Raw genomic sequence first — 19,571 nt, 5'->3', positions numbered from 1 at the left:
CTGATGCCTTCTGTATTTCAATTATTATATTGTAACTTTGCAGGCTGTAAAAAAAATTATGAAGAAGAAAAATATACTCAAGGGAGTTTTATTCGTAGGGATTGGGGCCAGTATATATGGAATGCTGGCTACGTTTGTTAAAATGGCTTATCATGATGGTTATACCACTTCAGAAGTCACTACTTCCCAGTTTCTGTTGGGATTAATCGGGCTTTTGATTCTGAATTTTATACAGACCATCACATCCAAACAGAAGCTTTCAGCACCAAGCTCCAAAGAAGTGAAAATGCTGATGATTGCAGGAACATCTTTAGGATGTACAAGTTTATTCTATTATATTGCAGTTCAGTATATTAATGTTTCCATAGCAATTGTGCTGCTTATGCAGTCAGTTTGGTTCAGTGTTGTCGTGGAAAGTATCATATCAAAGAAGTTGCCCAATGCCAGAAACGTAGTTTCCGTAATTATCGTTCTCGTAGGTACTATACTGGCTACAAATCTGATTAATATGGACATTGAGCTCGACTGGCACGGAATATTCTGGGGATTAATGGCAGCAGCTTCCTATACAATGACTATGTTTACATCCAATACGCTGGCTACACATCTCCCCGTATTCAGGAAAAGTATTATTATGCTTTGCGGCGGAGCAGTAGTAGTAATCGCATTCCTGTTTTTTGCTCAGATTGGGCCTATGTATTTTGACGGGTTAAAATCATTATATCTCAATTTCACAGAAAATACAGAACATATCCACTCATTCAATTATTCAATATTCTGGACTTATGGATTTGTACTTGCTTTGTTTGGAACTATTATTCCGCCTATCTTATTCAACATAGGTTTTCCGAATGCAGGGCTTGGGCTGGGAAGCATTGTTTCATCACTTGAGCTGCCGGTTTCTGTGACCATGGCTTTCGTTTTACTGGGTGAAAAAGTCTTACTGGTACAATGGGTGGGAATTATCCTTATCCTTTTTGCTATTGTTCTGATGAACCTGCCTGCGAAAAAAGAACTGAAAGTAGTAGAAGTAGCTTAAAAAATAATCATAAATAGTATTAAAAACCGTTTCTTTTGAAGCGGTTTTTTTAATTTTAATACTTCAAATAAGTTTCCTATGAAATATTTTAGAAAGGCAGTGGCAGTTATCATGCTGTCTGCAGTACCGGTTCTTATGTTTTCGCAGATAAAGCCCTTAGATGCGATGCTGATGGAGTATCAATATCCTTACGAGGTTCATTTTATAGACTTAAAGTCTCAGAATAATAATCTTAAAATGGCTTATATGGACGTACAACCCCAAAGGCCTAATGGAAAAACGATTATGCTCCTTCATGGAAAGAATTTTAACGGAGCTTATTGGGAAAAGACGGCAAAAGATCTTTCAGATAAAGGGTTCAGGGTGATTATTCCGGACCAGATAGGATTCGGGAAATCCTCGAAGCCTCAAAATTACCAGTTTTCTTTTTCACAGCTGGCCGAAAATACCAAAGCCATATTAGATAAACTGGAGATTGATAAAACAATAGTGCTGGGACATTCCATGGGCGGAATGGTTGCAGTAAGATTCGCGTTGCTTTACCCTGAAAAAATTCAGAAGCTGATCCTGGAAAATCCTATAGGCCTGGAAGATTATAAAACCTTTGCAGCCTACCAGACCATAGATCAGGCCTATCAGTCTGAGCTTAAAAATACTGCCGAAACCTACAAAGCTTACCAGCTAAAATTTTATTACGATAATAAATGGAAAGATGAATATCAGCCATGGCTAGATCTTATTGCCGGCTGGACGCTGCATAAAGATTATCCACAGGTAGCCTGGGATGCTGCGCTGACTTCCGATATGATCTACAATCAGCCCGTTTGCTATGAATTTAAAAATATCAAAATACCTACACTACTTATTATCGGAACGAGAGACAGAACAGCAATAGGAAAAGACAGAGCACCTAAAGAATTACAGCCTAAAATGGGACAGTACCAGGAATTGGGGAAAAAGGCACAACGGGAAATTGCTGACTCAAAATTAATTGAACTTGAAAATGTAGGTCATCTTCCTCATATAGAAGTGTATCCAAAATTTTTCACTGCTTTGTATGATTTTATTAAGTAAGCCCGATACGTATTTTCAAAAAATCCTAATTAGCTGATAATTAGTATATATTTTTTGTTTTACTTTTTTAAATAAAATGCCCTTGTTTATCTTAAAAAGATTTTTTTTTTATTTCAAAAAACTTTGTCTAACCTTGCAATAATTAAACACAAAGAAAAGACTATGAACAGATTTTAAAGAATTCATTGAACTATAATTTTTTTAGATCTAAACAAAGACTGAGGCTTTTGAAATGCCAGCCTTTTTATCAAAAAAAAGAGACTACCTGAATAGATAGTCTCTTTTTGTATGTATTGTTGTCTGAATTACTTTTTCTTGTAAGCAGCATCCTTGATTCTAGCTTTTTTACCTCTAAGGTCTCTGAAGTAATAAATTCTAGATCTTCTAACTCTACCTCTTCTATCAACTTCAATTTTCTGAAGTGCAGGCATGTTGATAGGGAATACTCTCTCTACACCTACATCACCACTCATTTTTCTGATTGTGAATGTTTTTGTAGCGCCAGTACCTCTCAATTGGATAACGGTACCTTTGAAGAACTGAGTTCTTGTCTTTTGTCCTTCTTTAATTTCGTAATACACAGTAATTGTGTCTCCTGCTTTGAATTCAGGGAAATCTTTTTTAGTAATGTACTGGTCTTGTACGTACTTTAATAAATCCATTATTAATAAAATAAAATGTTAAAGCTAAGCAACTTACACGTTCTTCGTCAGAGGTTGAATAACAGGTCGCAAAGATACAAAATACTTTTTGATTCTACCAAATAATTAATGTGCTAAAAACTATAATTTTTTTATCCGGAATCTGTCGTAAAGTTAACAGTTCCTTTAAGTTCCCATCAGGCATAGTTTATATGGGAAATCTACTTTTGCACGAAATTAAAAAATCAGATTATTTTTTTAATGATCTGATTTATAAATCGAAATAAATCTATACAAAAGTAAACTATCTATGAAACATTATTTCTTCTTTCTCTGTTTTGCCGTCCAGATGGCATTCGGACAGACGCTGTTTCCTTATCTCCAGAATCCGACACCGAATTCGATGATCGTCAACTGGAAAACGGCCTCCAATAATGAAACGACCGTGATCTACGGAACTTCACCTACCAGCCTGAATGTGACGGTTACCGGAACAACCAACATTTTTTCCGATACAGGCTATAATAACAACTATTATTATCACACGGCGAAAATCGCCGGACTGCAGCCGAACACCAAATACTATTATAAAATAAAAACAGGTACCACTGAATCATCTGTCTATAACTTCAGAACGCTTCCTTTGCCAGGACAGGCTGCCACTGCAGACGGGAAAATACGTTTCCTGATCATGGGAGACAACCAGATCAAAGCGGAACCGAGGTATGATACCCTTACCCTGAACGCCTTCAAAAAATTAAAGCAGAAATTCGGAGCCAATTCCGACCCTTCTGATAATATTGCGCTTACCTTTATGGTGGGAGACCAGGTGGATGTGGGAACACTGGACCATTATGAAAATGTTCATTTTAAAAAGAACATTAAATTATCCCCTTATCTTCCTATTCAGACTACAGTAGGAAATCATGAGACGTACGGAACCCTTGGAATGAATTCTTACTATGCCCATTTCTATATTGATGAAATTAAGTATAAAAATATTTTATCAGGAAACGAAAATTATTATGCACAACAGGCTGGAAACGTTCTGTTTGTAAGTTTAAGTTCTGAACATACAGGTACAGCACAGCAGACATGGCTTTCCCAGATTTTGAATGAAGCAAACGGCGATCCTACGGTAGACTGGATTATTTCTTTAAGCCACAGGCCTTATCAGGCAGAGCAGTATGTAGGAGATATTTCCACATGGGTAAGAAACAATGCAGTGCCGTTATTGACGACTTCCAGTAAATATTTAATGCACGTTGGAGCCCACCATCATTTATATCACAGAGGCCAGCTGAAAGATACCCCGAATTACCAGATCATTTCCGGAGGCACGGCATGGGACCAGTATTGGGGAATGTCTAATGAGCAGGATTTTGATGATGTACAGAAAACACTGCCGGACTGGACTTACCAGATCGTGGAGGTAGATGTACAGACCGGAAAAGTAGATATAGAATGCTACTCAATTGGTGGTATCTACAACAAGAAGCAAAATGAATTGGTAGATACTTTCCACAGATATAAAAACCAGCCAAAACCTTCGAAACCATCTATTACCAATACTTTTTCCGCTCCGATAACGCTGCCTTTAACTCTTAACGGAAGTGCTTTTGCATCATCCAACGGAGAATTACTGAATACCACGCAATTTTTAATCAGTAAGGCATCGAATTTTTCAGTGATTGAAAAAGAATTTTACCGTGATTACGAAAACTGGTTCGGAAAAGACGGAAACGGAACACCGGATAAAACAAAAAACTTAAACGCTGGACTTGATATTACAAAAGCAACCATGGCTGCGAACTCTATTTCAAACGGAATGTATTATGTAAAGGTACGTTACAGGGACAGAAACCTGGAGTGGAGCGAATGGAGTGAGGTAAAGCAGTTTGAAGTGTCCGGAAGTGTGGTTTCCAATCCTACCTTTACATTAGACAAAACCGAATATACGCAAAATGAACCCATTACAGCCACTTATACCGGAGGACCCGGAAATCAGCAGGATTGGGTAGGAATTTATAAAAAAGGGCAGACGCCGGCAACTACAACTTCTCAAAGTTATCTTTATACGAACGGACAAACGGCAGGAACAGCTGTTTTCCCTAATGGACTTGCCAATAAAGGTCAGTATTTCGCAGGCTTCTTTGCCAATGGAGGCTATACTGAAATCACAGGCAGAAAAAGCTTTTACGTAGGACCGAAAGTACAGCTACAGACAACTGCAGATACTTATCCTGTAGGAGGAACGGTGATCATCAATTACAGCAACGGACCGAATCTGGTAAAAGACTGGATCGGGATTTATAAGATGGGACAGACACCGGGAACTAATACTTCTATCAAATGGAGCTATGTGTCAACACCTTCAGGAACATTGAATTTTACAGGTCTTCCGAAAGGATATTATTACGCTCAGTATCTACTTGAAGACGGGTATACGGGAATCGGAGATAAGGTATTCTTTAAAGTAGGAGACATCGTTACAGAGTTATGGATCAACAAACCTGTTTATACATTAGGCGAAAATATTACGGCTTCATGGACAGATTCTCCGGGAATTATCAAAGACTGGCTGGGAATTTATCCTCAGAGTGTTCAGACGCCGGATGACAATTTTGTTTCTTATACTTATTTCGATGGGGTTACGCAGGGAACAAAAACAATCCAGGGAACAGCGCTGCCTACAACACCTGGTAACTATTATATGGTGATGTTTACGAATGACTCTTATACAGAAGTCTCAAATAGAAAACAGTTCCAGGTAACCTCCGGAACACTGGGAACCGACGAGGTAAAAAGCACTGAGAAAAATGTAGTGATATACCCGAACCCAACGAAACCGGGTGAACCTACATTCATTAAGAGTGATTACCCGATTGAGAAAATTGAGCTGGTATCAGCATCAGGACAATTATTGTACGAATCAAAAAACATCAACAACCAACGTTTTTCTCTGGTGAATGAAAATCTTCCGAAAGGAGTATACTTTGTAAAAGTACACACCAGAAAATTATTTACTTTGAAATTGGTGATACAGTAAATAACAGTAATATGACAATAATAAAATCGGCGGCTTGAAAAAGCCGCCGATTTTATTATTGCAAAAAAGTAATAAAGAAATATTAAATCATCAACTCTCCGTGAGATCACGGAAATTTTTCCTTCCCTTGCTTTTGATTGCTTCCTTGAAAACAGCATGAATTTCGTCTTTAGGATATATGATAAAATTTATTAAATTTAACGGACAGAAAATCTAGTATTTCATGATAGATAAAAGAGTAAAAAATGCGAAAGAAGCCATCACCGGAATTGAAGATGGAATGACCTTGATGTTGGGTGGATTTGGTCTGTGCGGGATCCCTGAAAACTCCATAAATGCCTTAGTAGAGAGCGATGTAAAAGACTTAACCTGTATTTCAAACAATGCCGGTGTGGATGATTTCGGATTAGGCCTGCTCCTTCACAAAAGACAGATCACAAAAATGATCTCTTCCTATGTAGGAGAAAATGCAGAGTTCGAAAGACAGATGCTTTCAGGAGAATTGGAAGTTGAACTTACCCCTCAGGGAACTTTGGCGGAAAAATGCAGAGCAGCCCAGGCTGGAATTCCAGCTTTTTATACCCCGGCAGGCTACGGAACAGAGATCGCAGAAGGTAAAGAAGTGAAAGATTTCGACGGAAAGCCTCACATTCTTGAACACGCTTATAAAGCAGACTATTCCATCGTAAAAGCCTGGAAAGGAGACCATGTCGGAAACCTGATCTTTAAAGGTTCTGCAAGGAATTTCAACCATCCTATGGCGGGTGCCGCAAAAATTACCATCGCAGAAGTAGAAGAACTGGTAGAACCGGGAACATTGGATCCTAATGAGATTCATATTCCGGGGATTATGATCCAGAGAATCTTCCAGGGTGAAAAATTCGAAAAGAGAATAGAGCAGAGAACAGTCAGAACAAAAGAATAAACGTTCTATTTTTAATCACAAAAGTTTTTAACGCTTAAGATTAATTAAGAAGCTCATCAAAGTACATTAAGCTTTTAGAAAATCTTATATAAACTTCTGTTATTGTTGTAACCTATTTAAGCTTTTGTGATTAAAATAGCATAAAAACAAAGCGCTGGAAATATTTTCAGCGCTTTAGTTATATTATGCTTCCGGTGAAATGAGCATTTTTCTTTCCCCGATCTGCTGTCGCCACATAGCATAATACAATCCTTTTTCGGCAATTAAATTATCGTGGGAGCCCATTTCTATCACTTGTCCGCGTTCCAATACATAGATTCTGTCAGCATGCATGATCGTGCTTAAACGGTGGGCGATAAGAACCGTAATTTGTTCCTTTTCTTTTGAAATGTCTTTTATGGTAGAGGTAATTTCTTCTTCCGTAATGCTGTCCAATGCCGAAGTTGCTTCATCAAAGATTAATAAATGAGGTTTTCTTAAAAGCGCTCTTGCAATCGCGATTCTTTGTTTTTCCCCGCCGCTCAGCTTCAGTCCGCCTTCCCCGATAACGGTTTCGATACCTTTTTCGGCTCTTTCTAGCAATGCTGTACAGCTGGATTTCTGCAAAGCAATTTCCAGTTCAGATTCTGTAGCTTTAGGATTTACAAAAAGAAGATTTTCTTTGATGGTTCCTGCAAAAAGCTGCGTATCCTGAGTGACAAAACCAATCTGATTTCTCAGCTCATCAAAATCAAATTCTTTTCCGTTGATGCTATTGTAAAAAATATTTCCTTCCTGAGGTCTGTATAATCCAACCAGCAATTTTACCAATGTACTTTTCCCTGAACCGCTAGGCCCCACAAAAGCGATGGTTTCTCCATTTTTAACATCAAAAGAGATATTATTTAAAGCTTTATACTGAGCAGACTGGTGTTTGAAAGAAACATGTTTAAACTCCAATTCTTCAATAGCCCCGATCTGTTTCGGATGGAGTGGCTTTTCTTCCACCTCTTTTTTCATTAAATTATCAAAATTGAAAAGAGAAGCCTCAGCCTCACGGTAAGAAATAATGATGTTCCCGATTTCCTGCATCGGTCCGAAAATAAAGAAACCATAAAACATTAAAGAAAGGTACTGTCCGGGAGTCACAATATTCTTAAAGATTAGAAGCAACAGGGTCATGGTAATCATCTGCTGGAGAAAATTCACCATTGTTCCCTGGATGAAGCTTAAAGAACGGATGCTTTTTACCTTTCTGAGCTCAAGTCCAAGAATCTTGTATGTATTGTTGTTTAAACGGATCACTTCCTGATTCGTTAAACCTAAACTTTTAACAATTTCTATATTTCTTAAGCTTTCTGTAGTACTTCCGGCTAAAGCAGTGGTTTCCGAAACGATATTCTTCTGGATGCTTTTAATTCTTTTGCTCAGTAAATTGGTGATAAATGCAATCAGGAAAATTCCGCAAATGTAAACAGGCATAATGGACCAGTGCAAACGGATAGCATACACGGAAACGAAAATAATACTGACTAAAATTCCAAAAAAGATATTGATAAAACTGGTGATAAACTTTACAGTATCTTCCCTTACTTTTGTTAAAATAGACAAAGTTTCACCACTTCTCTGATCCTCGAATTCCTGATAAGGCAGGGCCATTGAATGTTTTAAACCGTCTGTAAAGATTTTTGCACCGAACTTTTGAGTGATCACACTTACTGCATAATCCTGAAATGCTTTGGCAATGCGGCTTACCATCGCTGTTCCGATGAGCAGACCTAAAAAATAGAACACCCCATGATAAATTCCGTCTCCATATAAATACTGGTTCAGATTTCTGGGTAAAAGTTTTTCCTTATCAAAGAAATTAGGATGCGTTACCAGCTGATCCAGGATATTACCCGTAATGGCCGGAGCAAATAAAGAAAAAACCTGATTAATGGTTGCCAATAGCAAAGAAAGGATAATCAACCACTGGTAAGGCTTGAGGTATCTTAAAAGTATTTTCATTTTAATAAATAATGTTGCAAAATTAGAGATATTATTTTGACTTATGGTATTAATAATTTTGAATAACAAAGACCTTTTGTATTCAAGTGAAAAGAATTAAATTGCAGTCTAAGTTTTTATTATGCTTACAAAAGAACAAATTGCTAAAAGGATTTCAAAAGAACTGAAAGACCGTTATTATGTAAACCTGGGAATCGGAATCCCTACATTGGTGGCTAACTATGTTCCGGATGGTATTTCCGTAGAATTTCAGAGTGAAAACGGAGTTCTAGGAATGGGACCTTTCCCGTTCGAAGGTGAAGAGGATGCCGATATCATCAATGCCGGAAAACAGACTATTACCATACTGCCAGGAGGCTCATTTTTTGATTCAGCCTTTAGTTTTGGAATGATTCGCGGCCAGAAAGTAGACCTTACTATCCTTGGCGCGATGGAAGTTTCAGAAAACGGAGATATTGCCAACTGGAAGATTCCCGGAAAAATGGTAAAAGGAATGGGTGGAGCAATGGACCTTGTTGCTTCTGCAGAAAATATTATTGTTGCCATGATGCACGTGAACAAAGCAGGAGAAAGCAAAATCCTGAAAAAATGCAGTCTTCCGCTCACAGGTGTTAACTGTGTGAAAAGAGTAGTGACCGAACTGGCTGTACTGGACGTGACTCCAGCCGGATTCAAACTGGTGGAAAGAGCTCCCGGTGTTTCAGTGGAACATATTGTAAAATCTACAGAAGCAGACCTGATCATTGAAGGTGAAATCCCTGAAATGCAATTCTAAATAAAAAATAAAGCCTTGTTACCGACAAGGTTTTTTTATGCATTTAACCGACATTTTCTCCCACCGATAGAGCAGATGACACAGATTTTCTTATCACTCTAAATTTAAAGAATTGTAAATGTTCTCAAAAAGGCTTATGAAACGCTATTAAACCGACATAGGAAAATGGAGCGTTAAAAAAATAAATGCTGTGAACGTTAAGAAAATTCTACTGTCCGAAGCGCGACACTTTAACTGAACCGAAGAACATATACAGGATTCGCGCAAGTTTTAGAGTTTTTAGAGAACAGTATTTGTTTTTAGCGGAAGTTTTCAGGTCTTGAATTTTTGTTTCTTTTGTTTCAAGACAAAAGAAAGCTATTAAAAAATCTCTCACAGATTGAACAGATAACGCAGATTTTTTAATACAAAAGAAAAACTGCTTCAAAAAATGAAACAGTTTATATATTTTTAAAGTTTTTTGAAAAAAAACTAAATTATTTCCCGTCTTGTGCACCAAAAACCTTTTGCAAAATAGAAGTTGTTCTCATCGCAGGAGTATTTCTGATCTCGCTTTCTTTGTCAGCCACCATTTTAAATACACCATTAATTGTTTCTGTCGTCACATATTCGTTAAGATCGGTCGTTACAGATTGTCCCGTAAAAGTATTGTACTTTGAAATCAGGTTTTTCCATACCGTATCTGCACCCACTTTTCCTAATGAAGCCTTCACTTTTGGCTGGAAAGCTGTGAATAACTGACTTTGCGTTTTGGTCTGTAAATAATTGGTTGCCGCATTATCACTGCTTAATAAAATATTTTTAGCATCCGTGATCGTCATTGATGTAATGGCTTTGGTGAAAATAGGAGTGGCTTCTGTTACCGCATCCTCAGCAGCCCTGTTTAATAATTTTACCCCTTCATCTGCAAGGCTTCCCATTCCCAGGGAGCGCAGCGTGGTATCAATCTTCCTTAATTTTTCAGGCATTAAAATTTTTACCGCTTCATTCTTTAAGAATCCGTCTGTTAAGGCCAGTTTCTTTACACCATCAGTTACCCCAAGGCTTAAGGCCTCCTTTAATCCTGAAGAAATCTGCGTTGAGGTTAAATTTCCCAGATTAACAGGTGATGCTTTAGTTGGAGCGGTTGTAGTGGGATTGGTTGTAGTGGTGGTTGTAGAACTTTTAGGTTTTGATGGATTATCAAGATCAACACCGGTTTTGGTTTTAACTGTAGATTTGATGATGTCTAAGAGCTGTGCCTGTGAAGAAACTGAAAATAATAAAGCAGCAGCGAATAAAATATTTTTTCTCATTGTATCTTTTTTGCAAATTTAGATGTTTTATTATTTAATAAGTTAAATGCCCAAAGAGTTTTGGAAAATAATTATATTAGCTAAAACCTTAATCATAACTAAATGCGACGTTTTCTTTTTATGTTTTCTGCTATTTTTTCCACAGTTTTTCATGCTCAGAAGAAGCCAGATTTAATTCCTTATCCTCAAAGTGTAACCATGCAGGAAGGAAGGTTCATCATTCCTGAAACGCTGATCCTGAATGACAAACTTCCAAAAGAAGAAACAGAGTATTTCAAAAAAAGGCTTGGTTCCAGTGTGAAATTTCAGAACAGCAGTAAGACAGAAGGAATTCATCTGATGTACATGCCGTTTCCACAGCCAAAAATTCCAATTCATCCCGAAGAAGATAAAGAAAAGTATACTATTGACATTTCCCCCAAAAAGATTTTCATAACTTCCAATACCAGACAGGGTTATTTTCTGGCTCTTCAAACTCTGGCTCAACTTTTTGAAGAACATAAGGCAGATAGGGAAATTCCTGCTTTAAGAATTGAAGACCAGCCTAAATTTGCCTGGAGGGGAATGCATCTGGATGTCTGCCGTCATTTCTTCAATGTGGAGGAAGTAAAACAATACATCGATTATCTTGCCATGTACAAGCTGAATACCTTTCACTGGCACCTTACAGATGATCAGGGCTGGAGAATTGAAATAAAAAAATATCCGAAACTGACTGAGGTCGGTTCAAAACGTAAAGAATCAATGACTGGAGCTTATGTAGACAATACATTTGATGGAAAACCTTATGGTCCCTACTTTTACACACAAGAGCAGATTAAGGATGTCGTTAAATATGCCGAACAGAGACATATTATCGTAGTGCCGGAAATTGAAATGCCGGGCCATGCCTTGGCCGCTTTATCAGCATATCCGGAACTTGCGTGTACAAAAGGACCCTTTGAATCTGCTACAAAATGGGGTGTTTTTGACGATGTTTTCTGTCCCAAAGAAGAAACATTCACATTCCTGGAAAATGTTCTCGAAGAAGTGATTGCATTATTTCCGTCTCAGTACATTCACATCGGTGGTGATGAATGTCCGAAAACGAGATGGAAAGAATGTGCCCACTGCCAGGAACTGATCAAAAAGAATAACCTGAAAGATGAACATGGATTGCAAAGCTATTTCATTCAGAGAATTGAAAAATATGTGAACAGAAAAGGCAGAAAGATTATCGGCTGGGATGAGATCCTTGAAGGCGGTCTGGCTCCAAATGCTGCCGTTATGAGCTGGACAGGTGTAAACGGAGGAATCGAAGCTGCAAAATCTTCTCACTTTGCCGTAATGACTCCCGGAGCCTACTGTTATTTTGATCATTATCAGGGAGATCCGCAATCAGAACCTAATGCTTTCGGTGGATTTACGCCCCTGGATAAAGTTTATTCCTATAATCCTATTCCTGCAGAGCTGAATGCTGAGCAGGCCAAATATATTTTAGGCGTTCAAGCTAATTTATGGACAGAATATATTACAGATTTTAAGCAGGTACAGTACATGATATTTCCAAGGCTGATGGCCCTTTCTGAAGTAGGATGGGGAACCGCAGATCCCAAGAACTATAAAGAATTTGAAAACAGGGTGATCAGCCAGTTCAAAGTTCTGGATAAGATGAAGGTGAATTATGCCAAAAGTATCTATAATATTTCTGGAAAAGTGCTTCCTGCCAAAAACGGTATTGCTTACGAGCTTACAGTGTCACAAAATCCTAAGGGAATACGCTATACCATAGACGGAACAGAACCTTCCGTCAATTCACAGGCTTATCAGGGGCCTATTGCTGTTTCGAAATCTCAAACTGTTAAATCCGCTTATTTTGAGGACGGAAAACTTAAAAGTGCTGTGTCTACGCAGGAATTTACTATTTCAAAAACAACAGGAAAAAAAATAACACTGGAACAGCAGCCAAATGAAAATTACTCTTTTGGAGGAGCCTTCACCTTGGTAGACGGCATTATCGAGAATACAAGACAGCTGGGAAAAACATGGCTGGGCTTCCAGGGAAAAGATGTCGTTGCAACAATTGATCTTGGACAGAAAACTACCTTTTCAGAAGTTTATTTTAATACCCTCGAAAATAAAGGAAGCTGGATCCATCTTGCAAAATCTGCACAGATCTTTGTTTCCGATGACGGAAAGAACTTTAAAATGATCAAAGAGATAGGAAAAGACGAGATCCAGAATTCGAAAGGGAAAATAAAGCTGAATGTAGGAAACCAGAATGCAAGATACATTAAACTGAAAGTAGAAAACGCAGGAATTATTCCTGCCGGAAACCCCGGAGCAGACTCAAAAGCGTGGCTGTTTGTTGATGAAATCGGGGCGAATTAATCCTGAAGCTAAATATAATACTGTAAAATAATCTTCAATTATAGCATTGATCATAAAAAAATAAAGGGCCATAGTGTATATTCTATGGTCTTTTTCCTTTTCAGCTAGCGGGAAAATTGCTAATTTGGAGGTCAAAATATATCTAAACATGCAAAGTAGACGAAACTTTATCAAAAAAACGGCTGCTGCTTCCCTGGCACTTGCCGTAAGCCCACTGGATCTGATTGCAGGAGAATTGCAGGAGAATTCTAAAATAGCCGGCAAACCTATTGTTCTTTCCACGTGGAATTTCGGTCTGAAAGCCAACGAAGAAGCCTGGACCATTTTAGGAAAAGGCGGAAAAGCACTGGATGCCGTGGAAAAAGGAGTTCGTCTGGTAGAATTGGATCCCGCGGAAAGAAGCGTAGGCTATGGCGGACGTCCGGACAGAGATGGCAGAGTGACCCTCGATGCCTGTATTATGGATGAAAACTACAATATTGGTTCAGTAGCCTGTTTGGAATATGTTAAAAATCCTATTTCCGTGGCCAGAGCCGTTATGGAAAAAACACCCCATGTTATGCTTGTTGGGGATGGAGCGCTGCAGTTTGCATTATCACAGGGTTTTAAAAAAGAAAACCTTCTTACTCCCGAGTCTGAAAAAGAATGGAAAGAATGGCTGAAAACCAGTGAATACAAGCCGGTTGCCAATATTGAAAACCATGATACCATTGGGATGATCGCTTTGGATGCACAGGGCAATCTTTCCGGAGCGTGTACCACCAGCGGAATGGCTTTTAAAATGCATGGCAGGGTAGGAGATTCTCCGATCATTGGCGCAGGATTATTTGTAGACAATGAAGTGGGTGCTGCTACAGCTACCGGTCATGGCGAAGAAGTGATTCGTACAGTTGGAACTCATCTGGTGGTTGAACTGATGCGACAGGGAAGAAACCCTCAGCAAGCTTGCAAAGAAGCCGTTGAAAGAATTGTAAAAATAGCTCAAAGAAGAAATAAAAATCTTAAAGATATCCAGGTTGGTTTTATTGCCTTAAATAAAAAAGGAGAATATGGCTCTTACTGCATTCAGGATGGGTTTAATTTCGCCGTCTATGATCAGAAAGGCAATCGTCTGGAAAAACCGGAATTTGCCCTGAAATAATGTATTTTATTTAAAATTCAATAGAAAAAGGCTTTAACCCTTTTTTCAAAACGTCCCAATAGAATGGCTTTAGCCAAAATTTGAAAAATGAAAAGAATAATCATTGCATCCTTGTTTCTGGTAACAGCATGTAAAGAAGAAAAGAAAGAAACTCAAACACAGGTACAGCAAGAACCTTTCCCCAAAAAAATTAAGACATCCGAAAATAAGCCCGACGAAGCAGCAGCAGAAAAATGGCTGAAAGAAAGTATCGAAAATTACTTCAAAGCGGATCTGGGTAATATGGATCGTGAAATGCAGGAAATAACAACCAAAGACTATTACGAGTATAAAACAGATGCAATGAATGTGGATATGGATGTTGACGGAAGCCTTACGTTAAAAGAATTCCAGGACAAATGGAAAGGTAAATTTGATACTGATAAAGCTGGAATAGACTCCGGATTCCTAATTTCCGCTCAGGACTGGATTAATATTGAAATTAGAAATTGTGACTTAAAATCTTCGTCAGATAATAATTACGTTTTTAATGTAGTCCTGGCTGATGATGGGTTTAAAGCCAAATATTCCCGTCAGATTAAAGTTATAAAAACAGATAATAAATTTCTGATAGCAGATGTTATTGAAGAAGAGTAAAATTTAAATAAACGAAAAATGTCAAGAATAGAAATAGCATGTTTCAATCCGGAATCAGCAATGACTGCATTTGAAAACGGAGCCGACAGAATAGAATTATGCGACGGACTAAATGAAGGCGGAACAACCCCTGATTTTGAAACAACAAAAGAACTAAGAGAAAAAATAAATATCCCGATTTTTGTGATGATCAGGCCCAGAGGTGGGGATTTTACCTATTCGGAATCTGAGTTTGAACAAATGCAAAAAGATCTGCTCCAGCTTAAATCTCTGAAAGTAGATGGTTTTGTATTTGGAATTCTGGACGAAGATAATCAGATACATGTAGAACACAACAAGATTTTGGTTGAGATGGCATATCCTCTTCCATGTACTTTTCACCGTGCTTTTGACAGAGCAAAAGGCCTTGAAGATTCTTTGGAAAAAGTAATTGGCTGTGGCTTTAAAACGATCCTCACTTCGGGCCATGAGCCCAATGTTTCAGAAGGAAAAGAAAACTTGAAAAAACTGGTTCAGCTTTCCAATGGAAGAATAGAAATTCTGGTTGGAGGCGGACTTCGTTCTACCAATATTGAAGAGATCAGAGAATTTACAAATGCCGGTTATTTTCATTCCTCGGCAATTACAGACGGCGGATCTTTTGCCAATGCGGATGAGGTTGTAGCTTTGAAGAATAAATAGTTTTTGAGAAAAACAAAGAATCTGAAACTGACTACCCTGAATTTGGGATTACGGATAAATTTTAACAGTGAATTCATTAAATATGGGATTCACAGAATTGTAAACAAACCTATTAATGAATAAATCTGTCCTTTTTGCTTTCCTTTTTATTCAAAGTATTATGAATGCACAGCTTACAGAACGAAGTTTGTCTTCCGAAAAATGGCAGTTCAAAAATACACAGGAACAGAAATGGTTGCCTGCAAAAATTCCGGGCACTGTACATCTTGATTTGATGGATAACAAGGTCATTTCCGATCCTTTCAAAGATGAAAATGAAAAAAAAGTACAGTGGATAGAAAATGAAGACTGGGAATATAAAACCAGTTTTAAAGTATCATCAAAAGAGCGGGTGAATGATCATATTGATCTTATTTTCAACGGTCTTGATACCTTCTCAGATATTTATCTGAACGGCAAACTATTGAAAAAAACAGACAATATGTTCAGGAAATGGGAAATTCCTGTGAAAGAATTCCTGAAAGAAGGAGATAATGAATTGAAAATTAAATTTAGATCGGCAGTAAAAGAAGGGAAAGAACTGGCCGGGAAAGTTCCGTTTACCATGCCGGAATCGCCCAGGAGCTTTGTGAGAAAAGCTCAGTATCAGTTTGGATGGGATTGGGGTCCGAGATTGGTTACTGCCGGAATCTGGAAAGATGTAGAACTTCATTTCTGGAATAGTGCTCAATTAAAAAATGTAAAAATTGAACAAAAAAGTCTAACAAAACAGCGTGCAGAGCTCAATATTCAAACGGAAATTTTTGTAGATAAAGAAGGGGAATATTCTATTACAGTTAATACTCAATCCAATAAATTTCAATTAAAAAAAGGTGAAAATAACGTTCAGATACCTTTTAAAATTAGCAATCCAAAACTTTGGCAACCCAATGGATGGGGCGATCCTAATTTGTACAACATAAAAATTTCTCTGCAAAAAGATTCAAAAATCCTTTCCGAAAAAACCGAAAGAATTGGGTTAAGAACCATTGATTTAATTCAGGAGAAAGATCAGTCAGGAAAATCTTTCTACTTTAAAGTTAACGGGAAACCACTGTATGCAAAAGGAACAAACTGGATTCCTTCTGACAGCTTTTCACCCAGAATAACCAAGGAAAAATACCGGAAGCTCATCAAAGACGCCAAAGATGCTAATATGAATATGATCCGTGTCTGGGGTGGCGGCATCTATGAAGATGATGAATTCTATAAAGTTTGTGACGAAAACGGTATTTTAGTCTGGCAGGATTTCATGTTCGCAGGAAGCTTTTATCCCGCTGATGACACTTTTCTAAATAACGTCAAAGAAGAAGTAAAAGACCAGATCAACAGGCTTCAGAACCATCCATCCATTGCTTTGTGGTGCGGAAATAATGAAATTGATGAAGCTATTGTCAACTGGGGTTATCAGAAACAGTTCAAATATTCAAAAAATGATTCCCTTCAGGTTTGGAAAGACTATAAAAAGCTGTTTCATGAAGTAATTCCTACTACAATGAAGGAAACTCTCACTCCGGATAAAAATATCTACTGGCCGAGTTCGCCGTCTATCGGATGGGGACATAAAGAAAGTCTCACAGAAGGAGATTCCCATTATTGGGGAGTCTGGTGGGGCGAACAGCCGTTTGAAATTTATAATGAAAAAGCAGGCCGTTTTATGTCAGAATATGGTTTTCAGGGAATGCCAAGCCTGGAAGCTATGAAATCTATGTTTTCCGGAACTCCGGATCTCAGCCTTCAGAATCCGGTTATTAAAGCCCATGAAAAAAATGCCAGAGGTTGGGACATCATCGCTGAATATATGAAAAGGGACTATAAAACCCCCGCGGATTTCGTAAAGTACAATTACATTTCCCAGCTGCTCCAGGCCCGAGGAATGAGAATTGCTGTTGAAGCCCATCGCCGGGCAAAGCCTTATAATATGGGAACATTATACTGGCAGCTCAATGACTGCTGGCCGGTTGTTTCCTGGTCGTCCATTGATTACCTTGGAAACTGGAAAGCCCTGCATTACCAGATGAAAAGAAGCTTTGAGCAACAGGTTATTCTGGTTGACGAAAAAGAAGGCTTTTTGAATTTTCACGCAGTTAATGACGGGCTGGAACCTTTTAAGGATGTTAAATTAGAAGTAAAAGCAGTAAGTTTTGACGGTAAACTTTTAAAAGAATCAGTGACAGATTTGAAAGGAAAAATATTGGAAACTATTCTAAGATTAAATCCTATTGAAATTAGAAATTTAATTCCTGAAACGGACAGAAATAAAATCTTTCTGCAGTTTACATTAAGAAATAATGATGGTAAAGCTATTGCCGTAAACCACCATTTCTTTTCCAAACCTAAAGATTTGCCGTTGACAAAACCCACCTTTAAGATTAGAAAAATTGCAGCAGACGAAATTGAAATTTCTACAGATGTTTTAGCAAAAGATGTTTATCTGATGGGAGATACTCATTTCAGCGATAACTTTTTTGATCTCCTTCCTAATACTTCAAAAAAGATAAAACTTTCAAAACCTTTGGAAAATATCGAAGTTATGAGTCTTTGGGATACACTGCAAAATTAAAACATCATACAGCAATAAAAATCTGCTCAATCAGCCCAATCTGCGAGAATTAAAAAATAAACCTTAAACCCAAAACCCATGCAATTCTAAGCATACATTTATTTTTAAATAAATTGATTTTCCTCAAAAATCAACCGTAACTTTATATTCAATTTTTAAATATGATGGTCAATTTTGTTCTGATTGCAGTGTGCATTATTGCCGGAATGGTATTCAAAGCAACGAAATCTATCCATCCCGATGCTCACAAAGGCATCAATACCTGGATTCTGTACCTTGCCCTGCCCGCAGTTTCTTTTAAATACCTGCCCAAAGTTAAATGGACAACGGAAATGCTGTTCCCCATTGCGGCTACCTTTCTTATTTCTGTTTTCTGCTTCTTCTTTATGATGTTCTACAGTAAAAGTAAAGGCTATTCACGACGGTCCAGAAGTACAATGGAACTCACAAGCGGCTACAGCAATACATCCTTTATCGGTTTCCCCCTCATTAGTGCATTTTATGGCGAAAATCTTTTAAGTATTGCCATTATTTGTGATCAGACCATGTTCTTTGCCCTTTCCACATTAGGTATTATAGCAGCAGTGAAAGGAGGAAGCAGGACCGGAAAGGTAAGTGCAAAATTTATTTTAAAGAGACTGGTCACTTTTCCTCCATTGATAGGGTGTGTCGCAGCATTGGTATTATCTCAGTTTATTGATTTTACATTAGCAGAACCATTTTTTGATAAATTAGCGGCAACAGTAAGTCCATTGGCTTTATTTTCTGTAGGGCTCCAGTTAAAATTCAATGGATGGAAAAAGCTGATCCCGCAGATGTCCGTTTCCATGCTCTATAAATTGATCTTAGCGCCTGCAATTGTTCTGGGACTGGCTTTGCTTCTGAATATAAAAGGAGATGTGGCAAAAATTACTGTATTTGAAGCTGCCATGCCGACGGTTGTCACTTCAAGTATTATTGCAGAACAGTTCAGGCTCAATACCAAGCTTGCCAATCTCATCATCGGTTTCAGTATTATTGTTGGGTTCCTTACCTCTGCGGCCTGGTATTATATCACAGAATTTCTTTTCTAAAATCGTCATACCGGTCTTGTATACAAGACGATGCGGCTGAATGTTTAAATATTCTCTCGAAGATTTTTGCAGATTGAGCAGATGTTTGCGTTATAATTATACTTTTATCTATTAAGATATAAGAGCACTATTGAGCCTGTTTTATTCATGATTATAATCATAATATCCATAAATATCTGCTCAATCTGCAAAAATCTGCGAGAGTAAAAAATGCAATCACTCATTTAAAAAAATAAAGAGAACTATAAGTTTAATCAGAAAAACAACATCAGACTGCTTTA

Annotated in this window: 14 protein-coding genes; 11 read left to right on the top strand and 3 right to left on the bottom strand. The window is 37.8% G+C overall.

All coding sequences use genetic code 11. The features are described from left to right. Window positions 1-58: 58 nt before the first annotated feature. On the top strand, window positions 59-1,039 hold the full coding sequence (locus tag ACMGDK_RS05590; protein WP_436807021.1) for an EamA family transporter: 981 nt from the start codon (window positions 59-61) through the stop codon (window positions 1,037-1,039). Window positions 1,040-1,117: 78 nt separating this feature from the next. After that, the gene (locus tag ACMGDK_RS05585) at window positions 1,118-2,113 is read left to right on the top strand and encodes an alpha/beta fold hydrolase (RefSeq protein WP_436807020.1); all 996 of its coding nucleotides are present in this window, start codon (window positions 1,118-1,120) and stop codon (window positions 2,111-2,113) included. Window positions 2,114-2,418: 305 nt separating this feature from the next. Here the strand turns inward: ACMGDK_RS05585 and rplS are convergent, their stop codons facing one another. Further along, entirely contained in the window at window positions 2,419-2,775 is a 357-nt protein-coding gene (rplS, locus tag ACMGDK_RS05580) for a 50S ribosomal protein L19 (protein WP_034704964.1), read from the bottom strand. Window positions 2,776-3,064: 289 nt separating this feature from the next. On the opposite strand from rplS, the gene ACMGDK_RS05575 reads away from it, so the two are divergent. After that, complete coding sequence (locus tag ACMGDK_RS05575) at window positions 3,065-5,803, top strand: fibronectin type III domain-containing protein (RefSeq protein WP_436807019.1); 2,739 nt, start codon at window positions 3,065-3,067, stop codon at window positions 5,801-5,803. A 223-nt stretch (window positions 5,804-6,026) separates the two neighbouring features. Beyond that, a complete protein-coding gene (locus tag ACMGDK_RS05570) occupies window positions 6,027-6,728 on the top strand; it encodes a CoA transferase subunit A (RefSeq protein WP_436807018.1) in 702 nt (233 codons plus the stop codon). Between the two features lie 183 nt (window positions 6,729-6,911). Here the strand turns inward: ACMGDK_RS05570 and ACMGDK_RS05565 are convergent, their stop codons facing one another. Beyond that, entirely contained in the window at window positions 6,912-8,717 is a 1,806-nt protein-coding gene (locus ACMGDK_RS05565) for an ABC transporter ATP-binding protein (RefSeq protein ID WP_436807017.1), read from the bottom strand. 121 nt (window positions 8,718-8,838) lie between these two features. Between ACMGDK_RS05565 and ACMGDK_RS05560 the strand changes: the two genes are divergently transcribed. Continuing rightward, window positions 8,839-9,492 carry a CoA transferase subunit B gene (locus ACMGDK_RS05560; RefSeq protein ID WP_306844701.1) on the top strand — a complete coding sequence of 218 codons (654 nt, stop codon included), beginning with the start codon at window positions 8,839-8,841 and terminating at the stop codon, window positions 9,490-9,492. 476 nt (window positions 9,493-9,968) lie between these two features. Here ACMGDK_RS05560 and ACMGDK_RS05555 read toward each other — a convergent pair whose 3' ends face one another. Next, entirely contained in the window at window positions 9,969-10,787 is an 819-nt protein-coding gene (locus tag ACMGDK_RS05555) for a DUF4197 domain-containing protein (RefSeq protein WP_436807016.1), read from the bottom strand. A gap of 102 nt (window positions 10,788-10,889) precedes the next feature. On the opposite strand from ACMGDK_RS05555, the gene ACMGDK_RS05550 reads away from it, so the two are divergent. The 6 genes from ACMGDK_RS05550 (at window position 10,890) to ACMGDK_RS05525 (ending at window position 19,290) form a co-directional block, all read left to right on the top strand. After that, complete coding sequence (locus tag ACMGDK_RS05550) at window positions 10,890-13,157, top strand: glycoside hydrolase family 20 protein (RefSeq protein WP_436807015.1); 2,268 nt, start codon at window positions 10,890-10,892, stop codon at window positions 13,155-13,157. Window positions 13,158-13,305: 148 nt separating this feature from the next. Beyond that, the gene (locus ACMGDK_RS05545; protein ID WP_436807014.1) at window positions 13,306-14,298 is read left to right on the top strand and encodes an isoaspartyl peptidase/L-asparaginase family protein; all 993 of its coding nucleotides are present in this window, start codon (window positions 13,306-13,308) and stop codon (window positions 14,296-14,298) included. A gap of 87 nt (window positions 14,299-14,385) precedes the next feature. Further along, window positions 14,386-14,934, top strand: coding sequence for a hypothetical protein (locus ACMGDK_RS05540; protein WP_436807013.1), 549 nt, complete (start codon window positions 14,386-14,388; stop codon window positions 14,932-14,934). 18 nt (window positions 14,935-14,952) lie between these two features. Next, the gene (locus ACMGDK_RS05535; protein ID WP_436807012.1) at window positions 14,953-15,615 is read left to right on the top strand and encodes a copper homeostasis protein CutC; all 663 of its coding nucleotides are present in this window, start codon (window positions 14,953-14,955) and stop codon (window positions 15,613-15,615) included. A 115-nt stretch (window positions 15,616-15,730) separates the two neighbouring features. Next, the gene (locus ACMGDK_RS05530; RefSeq protein WP_436807011.1) at window positions 15,731-18,217 is read left to right on the top strand and encodes a beta-mannosidase; all 2,487 of its coding nucleotides are present in this window, start codon (window positions 15,731-15,733) and stop codon (window positions 18,215-18,217) included. Window positions 18,218-18,378: 161 nt separating this feature from the next. Then, a complete protein-coding gene (locus tag ACMGDK_RS05525) occupies window positions 18,379-19,290 on the top strand; it encodes an AEC family transporter (RefSeq protein ID WP_436807010.1) in 912 nt (303 codons plus the stop codon). Window positions 19,291-19,571: the final 281 nt, after the last annotated feature.

Origin of the sequence: Chryseobacterium hilariae (genome assembly GCF_051400735.1) — a bacterium.
In the GTDB taxonomy this organism is placed as follows: domain Bacteria; phylum Bacteroidota; class Bacteroidia; order Flavobacteriales; family Weeksellaceae; genus Chryseobacterium.
The sequence above is the reverse complement of the archived record's forward strand: the minus strand, read 5'-3'. Positions and strand labels throughout refer to the sequence as shown.